Source organism: Shewanella livingstonensis (genome assembly GCF_003855395.1).
Taxonomy (GTDB): domain Bacteria; phylum Pseudomonadota; class Gammaproteobacteria; order Enterobacterales; family Shewanellaceae; genus Shewanella; species Shewanella livingstonensis.
The window spans coordinates 607,026-627,500 of record NZ_CP034015.1 but is presented as its reverse complement, the minus strand read 5'-3'; the positions used below and the strand labels follow the sequence as shown (position 1 = coordinate 627,500).

Sequence of the window (20,475 nt, the reverse complement as noted above, 5' to 3'; positions counted from 1 at the left end):
CTCAGAACAGCTAGGGATCGTCGCCTTGGTGAGCCATTACCTCACCAACTAGCTAATCCCACCTAGGTTCATCCAATCGCGGAAGGCCCGAAGGTCCCCTCCTTTCCCCCGTAGGGCGTATGCGGTATTAGCAGTCGTTTCCAACTGTTATCCCCCTCGACTGGGCAGATCCCTAGGCATTACTCACCCGTCCGCCGCTCGTCACCTCAGAAGCAAGCTCCCTTGTGTTACCGCTCGACTTGCATGTGTTAGGCCTGCCGCCAGCGTTCAATCTGAGCCATGATCAAACTCTTCAATTAAAGTTCTTTTGACACATCCCCTTAAGAATGTATCGGCTCAATGAATTCTGATTTTGTTTTCTAAATCCCGAAGAACCTAGATAACGTTTGTACATATTACTATGAACACTCATCGTTGCATTGAGTTTAAATTTTTTGATTGCCAACATTCCGAAGAACAGAAGACAATTTCGAATAACTCAATACCTGTGAATGTCCACACAGATTTCTTGTTTAGATTGTTAAAGAACGTGATGTCGATTTTTCAGACATCGCCATAAGACGCTAGGTCGTTGGCTTGGGGTGCGTATTCTACGCTTTCCCGTGTCGGCGTCAAGTGTTTTTTCAAACTTTCTTTTCGCCTTGAATTCAGTGTTATTAACCACTTAACTCAACCCAACTCGGTGACCGCTTTCGCTGTCTGCCGTGTCAGTGGATGCGCATTATAGGCAACACAAGATTTTGTGCAAGGCCTTTTTTGACGTATTTATTAATTAGTTTTTATACTCTACTTAACACCATCTTAGGAACACCTTACCCACAGGTTTATCCACAATCATGCATCAACTAATCTGAATTTAACCCATATTAAGATTGGATAATCCTGTTAAAACTCGAGCTTAACTCATTAAAATTATCTAAAAAAACATCATAACATTAAAGGAATAGCCTAAGCCTAATGAAAAATGGATCACAAAACATGTTGAAAGCCTTCCGAACTATAATAGCTGCACCACTTTTGTGTTATTTACTTGGTTAAATAAATTGATTAACAGAGACAACTATTGAATATTGCGACCATATACCTCGATAAGGGTGCAGTAGGCTTTATTATTTTTCCCAATGAAAGCGTTAGCATCATAATTTATTAAGTAACATAGGTTTTGATAGTAACAACCAACTCTAAAACTATATTCAACTCTAATCGTAAGTTTGTGGTGGGACGAATCGAACTATATAGAGATAAATTCGATAGTAAAGACTCCCAATGAGCACTAACCGGTTCTACACTTGAATATAATGACGGAAAATGAGAAATTGGCACTATTAGCAATAAACTCTTCTATGTGATTACGAAATTTAATCTTTAATCGGTAAGCTGACAAATTAAAGCTTTAATAGGATTTGCATTATGTGGACATATCTTCAGAAACTAGATAATAAAGTATATTTAAGAGGAACTTTTAATTTATCCTCATAAACAGATACAGATGGTCATTCAAGATAAATGGAAATACACACTACATTAGTGAATCATACGATATGGAGTTTAGGATGAAAGCTATTGTTAAGAAGGGTGGCAAGGTAAACTCGAAAAATATCTAAAATTTTTCTATGCTTGAACATATATCTCTTCTCTATCTAGACTCATAATGAACAAGGCTCATTAAACTTAATACTTCCCTCTATGATTTAGCTATCAAGAATAGACCGTTAATTTCATTTTCTTTCGGTTAGACATGACTGATACGATAAATTAATACCAACAGTAGCACCGAGAATATCCAGCAAATAAAGATAAACATTATCGACGCTCACAAGTGTCATCAATATTGAAATTATAGTATTGGTTACAGCGTATTTAGCCTTTGGGTTGTGGTTTAAATACTTTACAACAGGAATTTATCCCATAATAAGTCGTCATGATATTGTTACTTAACTTTTGGCTTCATCTATCAATAGATTACCGAAATGAACTATTGCTAAGTACACTGAGTGCCTGAGAGTTAATGTAGGTAAAAATTCTCAAGGTCAATTGACGAATTTAAAGAGATGACTATCGAAATGATGCTCTTGCTTGAGTAAAGCGAACTTGGTGCTGTAATGCTATCTTCTATTAACTGGTTAATAGATGCCGCCAGAACTAGCCTGAATAACGCGATCAAAAGCTAACACTCCGACCATTCTAATGTATTCAATTAAAGTAGGATGTTGAATGATTTTTAAGCTTACTCATTTTCATCGCTAATTATAGGAATTGGCAATATAGAATGATTTTATCGACTAAAACCTTCTATTTTTTATAAGATAGAGGGTTATTCAATTTATTGTTACTGATGCACAGATTTTTGGCATGGTTGTTTACAGATACATAGGTTCGTCACGCTAGAGATGACAGCATGATAACTTAGGTAAATTTACACATAACTAATAAACAACTCGATAATAACGGGCAGTTTCATGACTATTCCAAGTCTGTTATACACCTTGAAATAATCTACTACTAACATAAATAAACGAAGTGTTTATTCTCCAGGATGTATCATACGTTTTTTATCTCGAAGGGGCGCATGTATTAATGGCTCGCACTGCCAGTCATGTTTTCACGCAGTTTATTGCCTCAAATTACAGACTTAAAAAGTTCGTTATGTAATAACAACATGTTTCACAACGCGAGCAAGTCAATTAGGCGCCTAGAAATGATCTACTTTTTTATCTTCGTAAGAGACGCATGGGCAGAACGGCCACACTGCAGTCATATTTCAATCTAGTTTGCACTGGTTGGAATCATCTATGTTTCAGGCGCTGTTGTAGGTAAATGTTGTCTATACTTAATGAGTGAAGCTAACTGATTGAGGGTAAAGGAAATGAAAGCAAAATTATTTGTGAGTAAACTTAACCAGATAACAAAAGCACTTATCTTTATGACTCCAGCTCAGAGAGAGGTAGTTCACCAGTCAATTCAAGCATTAGATACCGAAATCCCTATAGATGAGCTGTTCCAACCACTTTTTGATTCAAAATCGCAGTGTCCACACTGCGATTCAAGCCAGTTCAAAAAGTGGGGGAAAGCAGGTGGAGTACAACGATATCGCTGCAATAGCTGCAGTAAAACGTTTAACAACAAGACTAATACCCCGCTAGCTAGGCTGCATAAGAGCTGCATTTGGGTCGAGTATGCCCACTGTATGGCGTTGCGGTTAACGCTGAGGCAGGCGGCTAGAGTCTGTGGTATTAATCTTAAAACAGCCTTTTTATGGCGACATCGATTTCTTCAGGCTCAGGCAGGGAAAAATGATGACAAACTATCGGGCATTATCGAGGTTGATGAATTCTTTCTTGCCTATTCTGAAAAAGGTAATAAAACACTCGGTTCAGGTCAAAAAGCCAGAAAGCGCGGTGGTGATATTGATAAACGTACTAAAGAAGGCCAAGTTGCGGTGCTTCTTTCCATTGACCGCAGTAAACACATGATAGCGCCAATTTTATCTGCTGATACGTCTTCAGAAATATCCATTAATCTTACTGAAAACATTGAAGAAAATTCAGTGCTTTGCAGCGATGGTGCATGGGCATATGTGAAGATAGCCAAACTAAAGCACTGTGACCATAAGCGATTGATAAATGGGAAAATCAGAGTGATGGATAATATTTATCACATTCAGACTGTCAATGGTGCAATAGCGAATTTTAAAGCCTGGGTAAACGGAAGTATGAAGGGAGTAGCTACAAAATATTTATCGAATTATCTCGCTTGGTTTAAGGAAAGCAGCGCAAAGCTAAATAAACGGCAAATACTGTTGTCCGCTTACGGTAGACAACAGTATTATGGAACATAGCCATGTTTCAATATGCTTAAATTACAGACGTAAAAAAGCCCGCTATATAATAGCGGGCTGTTTTACGACTCTTGCAAGTCAATTATGCGCCTGGAAATGACCTACTCTCGCATGGGGAGACCCCACACTACCATCGGCGATACTGTGTTTCACTTCTGAGTTCGGAATGGGATCAGGTGGTGCCACAGCTCTATGGTTTCCAGACAAACTTTTTTCTAGGACATTACACTAGATTATTCTTGGTGCTGATACCCAGAATCGAACTGGGGACCTCATCCTTACCAAGGATGCGCTCTACCAACTGAGCCATATCAGCAAAACTATCTACTACTTGAGCTTATTAGGCGCCTGGAAATGACCTACTCTCGCATGGGGAGACCCCACACTACCATCGGCGATACTGTGTTTCACTTCTGAGTTCGGAATGGGATCAGGTGGTGCCACAGCTCTATGGTTTCCAGACAAATTTGCATATCTAACACACTAACTCTTCATTAGGCATTAAATAATAATTCGGAAAGCTGATTGCTTCTATCTTACTTTGAGTCTCTTCACACCGTTTAAGCGCTTCATTCTAACACTAAGGTCAGTAAAACCCATCTGGGTTGTATGGTTAAGCCTCACGGGTCATTAGTACAAGTTAGCTCAACGCCTCACAACGCTTACACACCTTGCCTATCAACGTAGTAGTCTCCTACGGCCCTTTAGAGAGCTTAAAGCTCTAGGGATGACTCATCTTGGGGCTCGCTTCCCGCTTAGATGCTTTCAGCGGTTATCGATTCCGAACGTAGCTACCGGGCAATGCCATTGGCATGACAACCCGAACACCAGCGGTTCGTCCACTCCGGTCCTCTCGTACTAGGAGCAGCTCCCCTCAATCATCCAACGCCCACGGCAGATAGGGACCGAACTGTCTCACGACGTTCTGAACCCAGCTCGCGTACCACTTTAAATGGCGAACAGCCATACCCTTGGGACCGACTTCAGCCCCAGGATGTGATGAGCCGACATCGAGGTGCCAAACACCGCCGTCGATATGAACTCTTGGGCGGTATCAGCCTGTTATCCCCGGAGTACCTTTTATCCGTTGAGCGATGGCCCTTCCATTCAGAACCACCGGATCACTATGACCTACTTTCGTACCTGCTCGACGTGTATGTCTCGCAGTTAAGCTGGCTTATGCCATTGCACTAACCGTACGATGTCCGACCGTACTTAGCCAACCTTCGTGCTCCTCCGTTACTCTTTGGGAGGAGACCGCCCCAGTCAAACTACCCACCAGGCACTGTCCTCAACCCCGATAAGGGGCCAGAGTTAGAACATCAAAACTACAAGGGTGGTATTTCAAGATTGACTCCACTCAGACTAGCGTCCAAGCTTCAAAGTCTCCCACCTATCCTACACATGTAGGTTCAATGTTCAGTGCCAAGCTATAGTAAAGGTTCACGGGGTCTTTCCGTCTAGCCGCGGGTATACGGCATCTTCACCGCAATTTCAACTTCACTGAGTCTCGGCTGGAGACAGCGTGGCCATCATTACGCCATTCGTGCAGGTCGGAACTTACCCGACAAGGAATTTCGCTACCTTAGGACCGTTATAGTTACGGCCGCCGTTTACCGGGGCTTCGATCATGAGCTTCTCCGAAGATAACCCAATCAATTAACCTTCCGGCACCGGGCAGGCGTCACACCGTATACGTCATCTTGCGATTTTGCACAGTGCTGTGTTTTTGATAAACAGTTGCAGCCACCTGGTATCTGCGACTGCCGTCAGCTTAGGGAGCAAGTCCCATCACCAACAGCAGCGTACCTTCTCCCGAAGTTACGGTACCATTTTGCCTAGTTCCTTCAGCCGAGTTCTCTCAAGCGCCTTGGTATTCTCTACCCGACCACCTGTGTCGGTTTGGGGTACGATTCCTACTAACCTGAAGCTTAGAAGATTTTCCTGGAAGCATGGCATCAACTACTTCATCACCTTAGTGACTCGTCATCAGCTCTCAGCCTGTACATTAAAGTACGATTTCCCGGATTTGCCTAAGAAATCAACCTACCACCTTAAACGCGGACTACCAACGCCGCGCTAGCCTAGCCTTCTCCGTCTCTCCATCGCAGTTAGCAGAAGTACAGAAATATTAATCTGTTTCCCATCGACTACGCCTTTCGGCCTCGCCTTAGGAGTCGACTCACCCTGCCCCGATTAACGTTGGACAGGAACCCTTGGTCTTTCGGCGAGGGAGTTTTTCACTCCCTTTATCGTTACTCATGTCAGCATTCGCACTTCTGATACCTCCAGCGTGGGTTACCCCTTCACCTTCAACGGCTTACAGAACGCTCCTCTACCGCGCACTTCTAATGAAATGCACCCGTAGCTTCGGTGACTAGCTTAGCCCCGTTAAATCTTCCGCGCAGGCCGACTCGACTAGTGAGCTATTACGCTTTCTTTAAATGATGGCTGCTTCTAAGCCAACATCCTAGCTGTCTAAGCCTTCCCACATCGTTTCCCACTTAGCTAGTACTTTGGGACCTTAGCTGACGGTCTGGGTTGTTTCCCTTTTGACAACGGACGTTAGCACCCGCTGTCTGTCTCCCGAGTAGTACTCATTGGTATTCGGAGTTTGCAAAGGGTTGGTAAGTCGGGATGACCCCCTAGCCTTAACAGTGCTCTACCCCCAATGGTATTCGCTCGAGGCGCTACCTAAATAGCTTTCGAGGAGAACCAGATATCTCCGAGTTTGATTGGCCTTTCACCCCCAGCCACAAGTCATCCGCTCATTTTTCAACATAAGTCGGTTCGGTCCTCCAGTTGATGTTACTCAACCTTCAACCTGCCCATGGCTAGATCACTCGGTTTCGGGTCTACACCTTGCAACTAAACGCGCAGTTAACACTCGGTTTCCCTACGGCTCCGCTATTCGCTTAACCTCGCTACAAAATGTAAGTCGCTGACCCATTATACAAAAGGTACGCAGTCACGGTCTCAAGAACCGCTCCCACTGCTTGTACGTATACGGTTTCAGGTTCTATTTCACTCCCCTCACAGGGGTTCTTTTCGCCTTTCCCTCACGGTACTGGTTCACTATCGGTCAGTCAGGAGTATTTAGCCTTGGAGGATGGTCCCCCCATATTCAAACAGGATGTCACGTGTCCCGCCTTACTCGTTTTCATCTATGGTTAGTTTTCATGTACGGGGCTATCACCCTGTGCCGCTGTGCTTTCCAACACATTCCACTAACACCCCATAGACTTAAGGGCTAATCCCCGTTCGCTCGCCGCTACTAGGGGAATCTCGGTTGATTTCTTTTCCTCCGGGTACTTAGATGTTTCAGTTCCCCGGGTTTGCCTCATAACGCTATGTATTCACGTTATGATGACCACTTATGTGGCCGGGTTTCCCCATTCGGATATCGTTAGCTCAAATGCTTATTACTAGCTCGCCAACGCTTTTCGCAAGTTATTACGTCCTTCATCGCCTCTGACTGCCAAGGCATCCACCGTATACGCTTGGTCACTTAACCATACAACCCAAATGAGTTTCACACCCTTGAATTAACAAGAGAAGAGCTCTGGGTCATATCATGACCAGCTGGTTTTTACTTGTCTCACTCCCGACCAGGAAGTGGACTCGCCTTAGTCTTTTAGAATATTCAAGACACTTAAACAGTGTGTTGAGAACTCAAGTGTTAATGCTTTCGCATTAACGTTTTTCGCACTAACATAATCACACGAATGACAACGAATCATCATCCATGCGCCTTTAGTTAGTACTATCAGCTTTCCAAATTGTTAAAGAGCGGGCTAAAAAAAGCCAAAGATAAAATTTCGTTTATCTTTGGCATCTCTGACCAATGCATATGCTTATCTATCAAGATAAGTGTAAATGGTGGAGCTATGCGGGATCGAACCGCAGACCTCCTGCGTGCAAGGCAGGCGCTCTCCCAGCTGAGCTATAGCCCCATTTACATGCAGTTGAGATAAATATCAAGTATCCAATCATAAGATTGGCGAACCCAAATCGAACTTTAGCAAGTTAATTCAATGCGACGTTTCCTCTCTTATTACAAGAGTCTAAACGAGTATTTAATTAACGCAGATAAAATGAAGATTTGGTGGGTCAGAGTGGACTTGAACCACCGACCTCACCCTTATCAGGGGTGCGCTCTAACCAGCTGAGCTACAGACCCATTCTTTTTGGTCTTTTAACTGTTACTCAGCGTTGCTTTCGTCGCTCGGTCGTCATGTAGTGAACTACACATCCTTCCTCTCTTCTCAAGCGCCTTGATTAACAATCAAAATCCTCAAAAATACCTTTCGATATCTTTCTCTTTCTTCTATCAAGTAATCTGTGTGAACACTCACATGCATCGCTGCACTTTAGGTATTGAGTTAGTCGTATAGGTAAGGAGGTGATCCAGCCCCAGGTTCCCCTAGGGCTACCTTGTTACGACTTCACCCCAGTCATGAACCACAAAGTGGTGAGCGTTCTCCCGAAGGTTAAACTACCCACTTCTTTTGCAGCCCACTCCCATGGTGTGACGGGCGGTGTGTACAAGGCCCGGGAACGTATTCACCGTGGCATTCTGATCCACGATTACTAGCGATTCCGACTTCACGGAGTCGAGTTGCAGACTCCGATCCGGACTACGACGTACTTTGTGAGATTAGCTCCACCTCGCGGCTTTGCAACCCTCTGTATACGCCATTGTAGCACGTGTGTAGCCCTACTCGTAAGGGCCATGATGACTTGACGTCGTCCCCACCTTCCTCCGGTTTATCACCGGCAGTCTCCCTAGAGTTCCCACCATTACGTGCTGGCAAATAAGGATAGGGGTTGCGCTCGTTGCGGGACTTAACCCAACATTTCACAACACGAGCTGACGACAGCCATGCAGCACCTGTCTCACAGTTCCCGAAGGCACAAGTCCATCTCTAGTCTCTTCTGTGGATGTCAAGAGTAGGTAAGGTTCTTCGCGTTGCATCGAATTAAACCACATGCTCCACCGCTTGTGCGGGCCCCCGTCAATTCATTTGAGTTTTAACCTTGCGGCCGTACTCCCCAGGCGGTCTACTTAATGCGTTAGCTTGGGAGCCCAGTGACTAAGTCACCAAACTCCGAGTAGACATCGTTTACGGCGTGGACTACCAGGGTATCTAATCCTGTTTGCTCCCCACGCTTTCGTGCATGAGCGTCAGTCTTTGTCCAGGGGGCCGCCTTCGCCACCGGTATTCCTCCAGATATCTACGCATTTCACCGCTACACCTGGAATTCTACCCCCCTCTACAAGACTCTAGTTCGCCAGTTCCAAATGCAATTCCCAGGTTGAGCCCGGGGATTTCACATCTGGCTTAACAAACCGCCTGCGCACGCTTTACGCCCAGTAATTCCGATTAACGCTCGGACCCTCCGTATTACCGCGGCTGCTGGCACGGAGTTAGCCGGTCCTTCTTCTGTAGGTAACGTCACAGCAATGTGCTATTAACACATCACCTTTCCTCCCTACTGAAAGTGCTTTACAACCCGAAGGCCTTCTTCACACACGCGGCATGGCTGCATCAGGGTTTCCCCCATTGTGCAATATTCCCCACTGCTGCCTCCCGTAGGAGTCTGGGCCGTGTCTCAGTCCCAGTGTGGCTGATCATCCTCTCAGAACAGCTAGGGATCGTCGCCTTGGTGAGCCATTACCTCACCAACTAGCTAATCCCACCTAGGTTCATCCAATCGCGGAAGGCCCGAAGGTCCCCTCCTTTCCCCCGTAGGGCGTATGCGGTATTAGCAGTCGTTTCCAACTGTTATCCCCCTCGACTGGGCAGATCCCTAGGCATTACTCACCCGTCCGCCGCTCGTCACCTCAGGAGCAAGCTCCCTTGTGTTACCGCTCGACTTGCATGTGTTAGGCCTGCCGCCAGCGTTCAATCTGAGCCATGATCAAACTCTTCAATTAAAGTTCTTTTGACACATCCCCTTAAGAATGTATCGGCTCAATGAATTCTGATTTTGTTTTCTAAATCCCGAAGAACCTAGATAACGTTTGTACATATTACTATGAACACTCATCGTTGCATTGAGTTTAAATTTTTTGATTGCCAACATTCCGAAGAACAGAAGACAATTTCGAATAACTCAATACCTGTGAATGTCCACACAGATTACTTGATAAATTGTTAAAGAGCGTGATGTCGATTTTTCAGACATCGCCATAAGACGCTAGGTCGTTGGCTTGGGGTGCGTATTCTACGCATTCCCTTTGTGGCGTCAAGTGTTTTTTCAAACTTCTTTTTGCCGGTTATCAACACCACTAAGTGGTCGGTGATAACCCTAACCGGTTTTCGCTTTCGCTGTATGCCGTGTCAGTGGATGCGCATTATAGGCAGCTTAAGATTTAGTGCAAGCGCTTTTGTGCAAAAAAATGATCTTTTATTCATTTATCGACTTAACAACATGATACCCACCATTTACCCCCAAAGTTATCCACAATAGGTCAATTTATCAATCACTTTTGGAATGGCAGAAACAAAAAAGGTAGCGAATAATCGCTACCTTTTTTAGCTAACATCAATAATATATTGAGGATTAACTGAGTTTACCGTGACATTGTTTGTACTTTTGACCAGAACCACATGGACATGGATCGTTACGGCCAACCTTCTCACCTTCACGGATCACGGTTTGAGGCGCTTTGATAGGTTGTTCATCTTCACTACCTAGGACTTCTGCCGATGCGTGCTGATAAGCAAGTTTGATCTTTTCGTCCTCTTCACGGCGACGTTGTTCCATTTCGTCTACATCAGACTGGGCTTGTATTTGCACTTTAGATAGCACACTGATGACATCATGCTTTAGTGTTTCAAGCAGTTGCTGAAATAGCTCAAACGATTCACGCTTATATTCTTGCTTTGGATTTTTCTGTGCATAACCACGCAAATGGATACCTTGGCGCAGATGATCCATTGCAGCTAAGTGCTCTTTCCATAGTCCGTCAAGTGTTTGTAGCATTACCGCTTTTTCGAATTGACGTAATACTTGCGCACCAACCATTTCTTCTTTAGCTTTATATGATTCAGTCCATGACATTAGAATACGTTCACGCAACGTTTCTTCATGCAGATTATCATCTTTATCTAACCATTCTTGAATCGTTAGCTTTAAACCAAATTCATTACCAAGACGCTGTTCAAGGCCAGTAACATCCCAGAGCTCTTCAAGTGACTGAGGTGGAATATATTGATCAACAATTCCACTAATGACATCTTGTTCAATATTCTGAATAGTATCTTGAATACTTTCAGCATCCATTAACTCATTACGCTGTGCATAAACGACTTGGCGTTGATCGTTAGCGACATCATCGTATTCAAGCAATTGCTTACGAATATCAAAGTTACGCGCTTCTACTTTACGTTGTGCATTTTCAATCGCACGGGATACCCAAGGATGCTCGATAGCCTCACCCTCTTCCATACCGAGCTTTTTCATCATGCCAGATACACGGTCAGATGCGAAAATACGCATTAAACTGTCTTCCATCGACAAGTAGAAACGTGAAGAGCCTGCATCTCCTTGACGACCAGCACGGCCTCGTAACTGATTATCAATACGACGAGATTCGTGACGTTCTGTACCTAAGATGTGTAAACCACCCGCTGCAAGCACTTCATTATGACGTATTTGCCAATCAGCTTTAATTTTAGCTTTCTGATCTGCTGTTGGATTATCTAGCGCTTCAATTTCCATGTTCCAGTTACCGCCTAATACGATATCTGTACCACGACCTGCCATGTTGGTTGCAATAGTCACTGCACCTAAACTGCCGGCCTGAGCAACAATCTCGGCTTCTTTTTCATGAAACTTAGCGTTTAACACACTATGTGGAATATTAGCTTTTTTCAATAATGAATTGAGCAGCTCTGATTGCTCAATAGATACCGTACCGACCAGTACAGGTTGGCCACGTTCACGGCAACCTTCGATATCTTTAATGATAGCGGCATATTTCTCTGGTGCAGTTAGATAGACCAAATCAGCCATATCATTACGTACCATTGGGCGGTTTGTAGGAACAACAACGGTATCTAAACCATAGATATGTTGAAATTCGAATGCTTCAGTATCTGCAGTACCTGTCATGCCAGCAAGCTTTTCATACTGTCTGAAGTAGTTTTGGAAAGTAATTGAAGCTAGTGTTTGGTTTTCGTTCTGAATTTTAGCGCCTTCTTTGGCTTCAACAGCTTGATGCAAGCCTTCAGACCAACGACGACCAGGCATGGTACGGCCAGTATGTTCATCAACAATAATGACTTCATCATCTTTGACAATATAGTCGATATCTTTTTCAAATAAGGTATGTGCGCGCAGTGCAGCATGAACATGGTGCAGTAAAGAAATATTGGTAGCAGAATAAAGCGAGTCACCTTCTGCTAACATGCCTTTTTCAATTAAAAGTAGTTCAACTTTCTCTTGACCACGTTCAGTTAAATGAACCTGCTTACCCTTTTCGTCAATACTGTAATCACCTTCGCCGACATAGTCTTCGGTGTCTTCTTTATCTTGTGGAATTAGACTTGGGATTAATAAATTGATTTTAGCGTACAGCTCAGAGCTGTCTTCAGCAGCACCGGAAATAATCAAAGGTGTACGTGCTTCATCAATTAAAATTGAGTCAACTTCATCAATAAGGGCATAGTGCAATGGTCGTTGAACGCGCTCTTGTGGAGAAAACGCCATGTTATCGCGAAGATAATCAAAACCAAATTCATTATTGGTGCCATAGGTAATATCTGCGTTATAGGCCTCTTTCTTTTCGAATGAACCTAAACCAGCAATGTTAATGCCAACGCTTAATCCTAAGAACTCAAATAGTGGACGGTTGTTCTCTGCATCACGCGTTGCTAGGTAATCGTTCACAGTAATAACGTGAACGCCTTTACCCGTTATGCCGTTAAGATATGCGGGTAAAGTTGCCGTTAGAGTTTTACCTTCACCGGTTCGCATTTCAGCAATACGATTGCTGTCTAGTACCATGCCACCAAGTAATTGAACATCAAATGGACGCATGTCAAAGACACGCTTTGATGCCTCACGTACTACAGCAAATGCTTCTGCCATGATGTTATCTAGGGTTTCGCCATTTTCTAGACGTGCTCTGAACTCTGCTGTTTTAGCTTTAAGTTCTTGATCAGAAAGCTTTTCGTAATCAGCTTCTAATGCATTAATTTGAGTAACAATTTTTCCAAGGTTTTTCAGGGTGCGGTCGTTGCGACTTCCGAATACTTTTGTCAGTAGTTTGCCTAACATCTTAATCACTTATCTGTTGTAGGTTTGGCTCATTTGAGCGCATTAACCGTTAATATTATTAACTTGCTTTGCGGTAGACGTATTTCTGTGGATCTATTTGTTGTTTACCACGCAGCACTTCGTAATGCACATGGGGGCCGGTTGAACGGCCTGTGCTTCCCATACTGGCAATTTTATCGCCTTTGGCAACGACGTCACCTACGTTTACTGACAGAGATTTATTATGTCCATAGCGAGTACGAAGACCATTACCATGATCTATTTCGACTAATTCACCATATCCAAGCATGCTTCCTGACCATGTTACAACGCCTGCTGCAGTCGTGGTAACATCTGCCCCTTCCTTGCCGGCAAAATCAATACCTTTATGCATTGTTCGTCGGCCACTAAAAGGGTCATTTCGTAAACCATAGGGCGAAGATAACCAACCTTTATCGATTGGCCGCCCTGATATATAACGTTCTTCATCTATATGGAGATTAGATGCTACTGTTTCAAGTAGTGATAGCTGAACATTATTGTTATCAATTCTAGATGCCAGCTTATTCATTTCATCGATAAGCTGACTTAATTCGACACCATTGCCTATTTCGCTTAACCCGCCGATACCGACTTCTGTAGAGAAATCGAATTGATCATCAAGGAGGTTATTTTGCGCTACTTGCTGCCCAAGGGCTTCAAGTCGGGTGATTTTGGCCTGCATTTTTGCCACATGAACAACCAAAGTTGCCAGCTGGGTTTCTGTTGCAGTTTTGAGTTCTACCACTTGTTGCTTTTGCTGTTGGCGCAGTTGTTTGTTCTCATCAACTTTCGCTTGTTGGTTAGCAAAACGCTCAGTGCTATATTGATATATTCCTGTGCCTGTGGCCATTAGAATAATAGGTAGGAGTAACCAACGCTTACTTGGTTGCCAGCGCGTTACACCATTTCGACCTTGAATAAAAACTGTTACACTCATAGCCTAATTCAGCCATCTTATTATCATATGAAAAAGCCCCCTCAAGATCTCAGCAATTTAGTTCATTTGTCTGGGAGACTGCCTGAACTGGCCGAAAAAGCAGAACTACTTAATAATCTGAATCGTTATGTTAAACAGACGTTAAATGGTCCTGTGGCTGAGCAGCTAAAAGTTGCAAATCTCCGCCAGGGTGTTCTTGTTATTGAAACTACTTCAGCAGCATGGGCTGCGAGAATAAATTTTCAAAAGCAGAAGCTATTAAAACAGCTTCAAACTGATACGCTTCCGATGCTTACCGCTATTGAGGTAAAAGTCAATCCTGGACTTGCCTTGGCAAAACCACAATCTCAAGTTAATCAAAATGTGATCAGTACCACTGCAGCACAACATATTGAAGCATTAGCAGAACATGTCGATGGTTCTTTAGGTATAAAACTAAAACGGCTGGCTGCATTAGCCAGCCGTAATAGGCAATCTTAACTGGTTAAACGTGCGCTAATGCACCCGGAACCATGAAGCTGACAGGCACATCAGCCTCTTTGTCAAAGCTGACTAACTCCCATGCATCTTGCTGAGCAAGTAATGCACGTACCAGTTGGTTGTTTAACGCATGACCAGTTTTGTAAGCCGAAAACTCACCGACAATAGCATGACCAGCGACATATAAGTCACCGAATGCATCGAGAATTTTATGCTTAACGAATTCGTCTTCATAACGCAGACCATCAGGATTTAATACACGATATTCGTCAAGTACAACGGCATTTTCCATGCTGCCACCCAGTGCAAGATTATTTGCACGTAGGTATTCAATATCCCGCATAAAACCAAACGTTCTGGCACGACTAATGTCTTTCACAAATGCTGATGTCGAAAAGTCCATCACCATGTGTTGCTGACTACGAGCAATTTCTGGGTGAGCAAAGTCAATTTTAAAGTCAACTCTAAAACCTTTAAAAGGTTTTAGCTCGGCCCATTTATCACCATCTTCAACACGCACTGATTTGGTGATTTTTATATACTTTTTCGCTGCGGCTTGTTCTTTTATACCTGCACTTTGCAGTAAGAACACAAATGGGCTTGCACTACCATCCATAATCGGGATTTCTGGTGCATCAACTTCGATAATAGCATTATCGATGCCTAAGCCGGCAAGTGCCGCAAACAGATGTTCAATGGTTGAGATTCTAATACCAGCATCATTAACAAGGGCAGTACACATTGTTGTTTCACGAACCATATCCGCCTTAGCTGGGATCGACACAACTGGGCTAAGATCGGTACGCTTTAGTACAATCCCTGAATTTACCGGTGCGGGCTTAATGCACAGAGTCACCTTGTTGCCAGAATGTAATCCGACACCAGTGCTCTTTACCATCTTTTGAACAGTTCTTTGAAAAATCATTCAGTAGCCCATAAATATCAATATTAAACAAATAGTTGCAATAATAGCTTTAGGCTATCATACATAACTGGTACATCATGCTACCATAAATTTGGTTTTTCACAAAAAAAACGCCAAACAGATAGCAAATCTGTAAACCTGTTTACAAAACAACCATTATTAGCACATCACGCTCATTAGTCACGCTAAAACATCGCGTTTTATCCGTGTATTAATCCGCTTGTTTGCGCAAAAATGCTGGGATATCAAGATAATCAGCATCTGTACGTTGTGCAGGTTGTGGCTGTGGAACAGTATTCCCTTTTGGCGCAGCGTAACTTTGTTGTGATACGACTTCATCAACGGGTTCTGGACGAGTCTCTATTACAACAGGTTCTGGGCGAGCAACAGGCTTAGACACTAACTGAATGTCTGGCTTTTTCTCAGCACCAATACCTGTAGCCACAACAGTTACACGTAATTCATCACTCATTTCAGGGTCGATTACCGCACCAACTACCACTGTTGCATTCTCAGATGCATATGCTTTAACGTGATTACCCACGGTTTCAAGCTCTTCAATGGTGATATCCATACCAGCAGTAATGTTAACTAACACACCGCGGGCGCCGGCTAAATCGATATCTTCAAGTAATGGACTCGCTACGGCAGCTTCAGCAGCTTCTTCAGCGCGATCATCACCACGAGCAACACCGGTACCCATCATGGCATTACCCATTTCAGACATAACGGTTTTCACATCGGCGAAATCGACGTTAATAAGACCAGGGCGAGTAATCAGCTCTGCGATGCCTTGAACGGCACCAAGTAACACGTTGTTAGCTGCAGCAAAGGCATCAAGAAGTGATGTGCCACGGCCAAGTACTTTTAATAACTTTTCGTTTGGAATAGTAATTAACGAGTCAACATGTTTGGCTAATTCTGCAATACCTAGCTCAGCGTACGCCATACGCTTTTTGCCTTCAAATGGGAAAGGCTTAGTCACTACTGCTACCGTTAGAATACCTTCTTCACGTGCAATTTCTGCTACGACTGGAGCTGCACCGGTACCGGTACCACCACCCATGCCAGCAGCGATAAAGATCATGTCAGATCCTTTGATTGCCGCACGAATATTTTCGCGGTCTTCTTCAGCTGCTTGACGGCCGACATCAGGGTTTGCACCTGCACCGAGACCTTTGGTCACGTCGCGACCTAGCTGAATAGTTGAACCCGCACTTGATTTACGTAGTGCTTGTGCATCTGTATTTGTAACGATAAATTCAACACCTTCGATGCTGTGTTTTACCATATGTTCGACAGCATTTCCGCCGCCGCCACCGACGCCGATGACTTTAATCACCGCTTCGTCTGAATGAGTGTCCATGATCTCAAACATTGTCTGATCTCCATTTGTCTGCGTTATTAAAATTCACCTTTAAACCAACTTTTGACCCGATTCAAAAAGCTGGTAACCCCTTGTCGCTCAGGTCGTTCGAACTGTCGTTCGATAACTCGCCTTGCGCCATAATGAAGCAACCCTATTCCTGTAGAATAAATAGGTTGATCCACATATTCGTATAATCCTTTTACTGGTAGCGGTGACGCTACACGAACTGGCATTCCAAAAGTTGCTTCTGCAATCTCAACGGCACCCGAAATCGAGGACGTTCCTCCGGTAAGCACAATCCCTGCTGCTATTTGGTCTTCTAGACCGCTATCTTGTAACTGCTTAAGCACTAACTCAAACAGTTCTTGGTATCTTGGTTCTACCACTTCAGCCAGAGTGTGACGTGACATACTGCGTGATGGACGACCACCCACTGATGGCACTTCAATACTGTCTTCACGACTTACCGTTGAACTTCTGGCACTGGCAAACTGCACTTTAATTTGTTCTGCATGCGTTAACGGTGTTCTGAATATTTTGGCAATGTCACTGGTAACTTGGTTTCCCGCTACTGGGATCACCGCACAATGACGTAATGCGCCGTTGGTGTATACAGCAATATCGGTTGTTCCACCACCAATATCAACAATACATACGCCTAAATCTTTCTCATCATTTGTGAGCACGGAATCTGCAGATGCAATACCAGAAAACACTAAATCGTCGACTTTCAATCCGCAACGTTCGACACTTTTGGTAATATTCTTTGCCATGTCGTTAGCACAAGTCACAATGTGCGCTTTGGCTTCCATACGCATACCAGACATACCAATAGGGCTCTTAATGCCGTCTTGAACATCGATTGAATATTCCTGCGGTAAGACATGCAAAATACGACGTTCTGTCGGGATCTTAACCGAGCGAGCCGTATGGATTACATTGTCAACGTCTTCTTGAGTAACTTCTTCATCGTTAATCGACACCATGCCATTTTCATTTTGACAGGCAATATGTTTACCCGAAATGCTTAAGTACACCGATGACACCTGACAATCAGCCATTAATTCAGCTTGATCTAACGCTCGTTGTACACTGCGTACAATAGAGTCGAGATCATTTACACCGCCTTTATCCATGCCACGGGAAGGATGATTACCTAAACCAATGACACTAATTTCACCATCAGGTAATACTTCGCCAATGATCACTGCGACCTTGGATGTCCCTATATCTAACCCCACAATGAGGTTTCTTTCCTGATTTTTGGTCATTTATTGTCGACTCTCTGTTTTGAATCATCCCAACCTACAGCAAACCCGGTATCGTAACGTAAATCAACGGTCGCAACTGGTTTTTCACTTTGCTTCAAAGAAGGATACACATTAATAAAACGTTGGATCCGTGACATTTTGTCTTCTCGCCCAAGCTCAATTTCAATCCCGTTAGCCAGTATCGCATGCCACGCATGACGTGGACTTAAGCGTAAACTGGCCAACTTAAATTCGTTTATTGTCAATAAATCATCTAATTGCTGATAACTGGTCAATACTTCCATTTCTGTGCCTTCTGGGCCAGACAACTTGGGTAAGGCATCATGTTCTGGATGCGCTGACGCCTCAAAGACCTCACCATTAATATTGAGCCAAGACACGTCATTCCAATGTGCTACAGCTTGCTGCTCTTGCAAGGTAACCTTGAACTTAGCAGGCCATTCTCGCCTTACTGATGCATGATAAACCCACGGCAAAGCCTCTAATGCTTTTTGTACATCCACTACATCTGCGCTAAAAAAACTACTTTGCATTAATGACTGTAATGCGTTTTTAATTTCGTCATCGGTGGTAAAAGATCGCTCACCTTTAATGGCTACCGCTTCAATTGGTAATGCATCTGCATCATTGAGCAGATCATGTAGTTGCACGCCGCCCCATGCTACGGTGCCAAGCACACTGGATAAGAACAGTACGCCAGTGCAAAAATACCAATTAACACGAGCCAATTTATATTTTAGTTGCCGCCCTTTATCGCTCCACGACACCTTAAATCCGCCTCTGACATTGTTCCGGAGTTGACCCCAAAAGATCGGTCATTATATAGACCAATCCACAAGGTTTAAAGCTCGATTTTCACACGCAATTATTGGTGATAAATCAATCACTTTATTAATCTTCTGCACCTACTTCACAACCCAGATTATTCTGAGCTAATTCTTTTGATAATGTACCAATATTACCTGCGCCCTGCGTCATAAATAAATCTCCATGTTGCAATACATCCGGCAATACCGCTGCAAGTTGATCTGGACTGGCAATAAAAATAGGGTCTATTTGGCCACGTAATCGAATTGAACGACATAAAGCTCGTCCATCGGCTCCCGGGATAGGAGCTTCACCGGCGGCATAAACATCTAATAATAATAAACAATCTACTTGCGATAGCACATCAACAAAGTCTTCATATAAGTCACGTGTACGGCTGTAGCGATGCGGCTGATACGCCATAACTAAACGTTTATCTGGCCAACCGGCTCGTGCAGCTTTAATGGTTGCGAGTACTTCACTTGGATGATGACCGTAATCATCTACAAGCATCACACTACCGTTAGGTGTTTTAAACTCACCTAAATGCTGAAAACGACGACCAATACCTTCAAATTGTGCAAGTGCTTGCACAATGGCACTATCATCAATGTCATCTTCACTGGCGACAGCAATCGCCGCTAATGCATTCAGTACGTTATGTTGACCAGGTAAATTAAGTACAATGTCGACATTGTCTTTACCATGGCGTTTAACCGTAAAGCTTGACTCATGGCCATTTTGAGAAAAATTAATCGCCTGTACATCGGCATCATCACGAAAACCATAGGTGACAACTTGTCGACCAATACGCGGCATGATTTCGCGAATAACCTCATCATCAATGCACATAACGGCTACGCCATAAAAAGGCAAATTATGTAAAAAGTCGACAAAGGTGTTTTTCAACTTTTCAAAATCGCCACCATAAGTGTCCATATGATCAGCTTCAATATTAGTGATCACACTCACCATGGGCTGCAAATGTAAAAAGCTTGCATCACTTTCATCAGCTTCAGCAATAAGGTAACGACTGGTACCTAAGCGTGCATTGGTACCAGCACTATTAAGTAGGCCGCCAATCACAAATGTAGGGTCGCGATCAGCTTGACCATACACACTGGCAATAAGGCTAGTGGTGGTGGTTTTACCATGCGTACCCGCAATGGCAACACCATGGCGATAGCGCATTAACTCGGCAAGCATTTCTGCGCGACGCACTATCGGAATACGTAATTCTTTGGCAGCTATAATTTCAGGGTTTTGTGGGTTAATAGCTGTAGAAACAACTACCACATCAACTTCCTCCACACTTTGAGCCTGATGGCCAATAATGATTTTTGCGCCTAAACTGGCTAGACGTTCAGTGACACTATTTATTGCGATATCCGAGCCACTCACTTGGTAACCTTCGTTTACCAACACTTCTGCAATACCGCCCATGCCGGCACCACCAATGCCCACAAAATGAATGCGTTTGATCCGTCTCATTTCAGGGATCATGCTACGAAGCTGCGCGTATCTTTCTGTTTTTGTCAT

9 protein-coding genes, 3 tRNA genes and 5 rRNA genes (1 of these 17 cut by a window edge) are annotated in these 20,475 nt (G+C 43.8%); 2 read left to right on the top strand and 15 right to left on the bottom strand.

What is annotated here, in order from left to right:
• A 16S ribosomal RNA gene (locus EGC82_RS02880) occupies window positions 1–299 on the bottom strand; it reaches 1,244 nt to the left of the window's first position.
• A gap of 2,567 nt (window positions 300–2,866) precedes the next feature.
• Here EGC82_RS02880 and EGC82_RS02875 point away from each other — a divergent pair.
• Window positions 2,867–3,838, top strand: coding sequence for an IS1595 family transposase (locus tag EGC82_RS02875; RefSeq protein ID WP_124729412.1), 972 nt, complete (start codon window positions 2,867–2,869; stop codon window positions 3,836–3,838).
• 88 nt (window positions 3,839–3,926) lie between these two features.
• On the opposite strand, the gene rrf (EGC82_RS02870) is transcribed toward EGC82_RS02875, so the two are convergent.
• From rrf (EGC82_RS02870) to EGC82_RS02830, 9 genes are all read right to left on the bottom strand, one after another.
• A 5S ribosomal RNA gene (rrf, locus tag EGC82_RS02870) occupies window positions 3,927–4,042 on the bottom strand.
• 36 nt (window positions 4,043–4,078) lie between these two features.
• Window positions 4,079–4,154 (bottom strand) — tRNA-Thr (locus tag EGC82_RS02865).
• Window positions 4,155–4,184: 30 nt separating this feature from the next.
• Window positions 4,185–4,300, bottom strand: a 5S ribosomal RNA gene (rrf, locus tag EGC82_RS02860).
• Between the two features lie 147 nt (window positions 4,301–4,447).
• Window positions 4,448–7,352, bottom strand: a 23S ribosomal RNA gene (locus EGC82_RS02855).
• 363 nt (window positions 7,353–7,715) lie between these two features.
• A tRNA-Ala gene (locus EGC82_RS02850) sits at window positions 7,716–7,791 on the bottom strand.
• Window positions 7,792–7,941: 150 nt separating this feature from the next.
• Window positions 7,942–8,018 (bottom strand) — tRNA-Ile (locus EGC82_RS02845).
• Between the two features lie 215 nt (window positions 8,019–8,233).
• A 16S ribosomal RNA gene (locus EGC82_RS02840) occupies window positions 8,234–9,776 on the bottom strand.
• Together the 16S, 23S and 5S rRNA genes with 3 tRNA genes alongside form the textbook arrangement of a ribosomal RNA operon.
• A 629-nt stretch (window positions 9,777–10,405) precedes the next feature.
• Complete coding sequence (secA, locus tag EGC82_RS02835) at window positions 10,406–13,126, bottom strand: preprotein translocase subunit SecA (RefSeq protein ID WP_124729411.1); 2,721 nt, start codon at window positions 13,124–13,126, stop codon at window positions 10,406–10,408.
• A 58-nt stretch (window positions 13,127–13,184) separates the two neighbouring features.
• Complete coding sequence (locus EGC82_RS02830; protein WP_124729410.1) at window positions 13,185–14,084, bottom strand: M23 family metallopeptidase; 900 nt, start codon at window positions 14,082–14,084, stop codon at window positions 13,185–13,187.
• Between the two features lie 27 nt (window positions 14,085–14,111).
• Here EGC82_RS02830 and EGC82_RS02825 point away from each other — a divergent pair, with 27 nt between their 5' ends.
• A complete protein-coding gene (locus EGC82_RS02825) occupies window positions 14,112–14,564 on the top strand; it encodes a DUF721 domain-containing protein (protein WP_124729409.1) in 453 nt (150 codons plus the stop codon).
• Window positions 14,565–14,568: 4 nt separating this feature from the next.
• On the opposite strand, the gene lpxC is transcribed toward EGC82_RS02825, so the two are convergent.
• The 5 genes from lpxC to murC all read right to left on the bottom strand — a co-directional run bounded on the left by lpxC (window position 14,569) and on the right by murC (window position 20,475).
• Window positions 14,569–15,489: a UDP-3-O-acyl-N-acetylglucosamine deacetylase gene (lpxC, locus tag EGC82_RS02820; protein ID WP_124729408.1), complete on the bottom strand. Its 921-nt coding sequence runs from the start codon at window positions 15,487–15,489 to the stop codon at window positions 14,569–14,571.
• Between the two features lie 211 nt (window positions 15,490–15,700).
• Window positions 15,701–16,867 (bottom strand): cell division protein FtsZ, encoded by a 1,167-nt coding sequence (gene ftsZ, locus EGC82_RS02815; RefSeq protein WP_124729407.1) that lies wholly within the window; start codon window positions 16,865–16,867, stop codon window positions 15,701–15,703.
• Between the two features lie 26 nt (window positions 16,868–16,893).
• Window positions 16,894–18,129, bottom strand: a complete 1,236-nt coding sequence (gene ftsA / locus EGC82_RS02810) for a cell division protein FtsA (protein ID WP_011639211.1) — start codon at window positions 18,127–18,129, stop codon at window positions 16,894–16,896.
• Entirely contained in the window at window positions 18,126–18,896 is a 771-nt protein-coding gene (locus EGC82_RS02805; protein ID WP_124729406.1) for a cell division protein FtsQ/DivIB, read from the bottom strand. The genes ftsA and EGC82_RS02805 overlap by 4 nt, the downstream gene beginning before the upstream one ends.
• A gap of 124 nt (window positions 18,897–19,020) precedes the next feature.
• Complete coding sequence (murC, locus tag EGC82_RS02800; protein WP_124729405.1) at window positions 19,021–20,475, bottom strand: UDP-N-acetylmuramate--L-alanine ligase; 1,455 nt, start codon at window positions 20,473–20,475, stop codon at window positions 19,021–19,023.